The 1453-nt window shown below is 46.7% G+C and carries 1 protein-coding gene; it reads right to left on the reverse strand.

Annotation, left to right across the window (positions count from 1 at the left end):
- A partial coding sequence (locus R7E00_RS23290; protein ID WP_411978691.1) for an ATP-dependent DNA helicase DinG occupies window positions 1–1453 on the reverse strand: 1453 nt, incomplete at both ends.

Here is a 1453-nt window from a genome sequence, read left to right on the forward strand (position 1 = left end):
AGGCGAAGCGAGTGCCAAAAACTGAGTCCCAGATTCTGGCTTTCCATCAATGCCTACTTGATGGCAAAAATAGTGGAAAGAGTTCAACGCTCGCATTGTTGCTGAAACTAATACGGCACCAATACAACGACTCCAAATCTGTTGGTCTAGCTGCCATCCAATCTCAAGAGGGGAGACACTCACAATAAAATCGCCTTCACGATCGGGGTGAGTTTCTAGCCATCTCGCTAAAGGCGCTCCTTTTTCTCGTGTTGGCTCTGCCATTAAATGCCAAACTTGAGCGAGGTTCTCTAGTCGTTGAATATAGAAACCTAGTTCAGCGAGCGCAGGCTCGGCCAATCTTGCCGCGAGTTCGCCATCTTTGACTCTTTCTGCAATAAGATCGGCGATTTTCGCGACGCTTTGGTTTGCTTTCTTGCTGAACTGCTTTAGCTCTTTAGATTGGTTTTCTAGCCAAGTAGGCAGTTCGCCATGTTCAAAGCGGTAGATGCCTTCTTCAAACTGAGCTGGATCGAATTGTTTAGTCAATTGAGTGAGCGCTGGTATTAAGTTTTGCACCGAGTCTTGCAAGTCATTGCGGAATCGAGCGACACGTTTCTCATCAGCCAGTGATGAAAATTTACTGATTGACTGATTCAGCTTCTCTAGCCACGCTGCTGCGCCTTTTAAACTTGCGGATGCTGAAGCGTGATCACGGGCGACGTGAGGCAGGTGGTGAGCTTCGTCAAAGACATAAATCGTATTTTCTGGCTCTGGTAAGATTACGCCACCACCTAAGTCAGCATCAGCCATAACGAGAGAGTGATTCGCGATGATCACGTCATTTTTATCTAACTCAGAGCGAGCCTTTTGAAACGGGCACCCTCTGTGACCTGGCAAACTGTTATTACAGCTGTGTTTGTCGCTGACAATCAATTGCCAGATGCGGTCGTCTATGGGTTTAGGCCAAGCGTCGCGGTCACCATCCCATTTCCCTTGAGCGAGTGAGCGATACATGGTTTCCAGTAATTCAATGTCTTTTTTCTTTGGCTTGGTCTCAAACATCGCTAGTTGACCGCCATCCACACCACTGGCTGTTGCGAGCTTTTCTGCGCAGCAGTAGCGCTGCCTACCTTTGGCAAGAATGAAAGAGAATTCTCTGTCTGTAATACGACGGAATAGAGGAAGGTCTTTATTCACTAGCTGTTCTTGAAGCGCGACGGTTGCCGTTGAGATAACGACTTTGCGGTTGTTATGCACGGCAACTGGTATAGCGGCCATCAAATAAGAAAGTGACTTACCGATCCCTGTGCCTGCTTCTGCTACCAGTATTCGATTGGACTTATGATATTGACCACAAAGCGTCTTTGCGATTTCAGCGACAAGATAATTTTGAGCTCGTCTTGGTACAAAGTTATCGAGTTGAGCTTGTAGGTTTTGATAGCTATTGCGAATCGATTTTTGAATGTTACTG

The sequence above is a fragment of the Vibrio sp. Vb1755 genome (genome assembly GCF_033338635.1).
GTDB classification, from domain to species: domain Bacteria; phylum Pseudomonadota; class Gammaproteobacteria; order Enterobacterales; family Vibrionaceae; genus Vibrio; species Vibrio alginolyticus.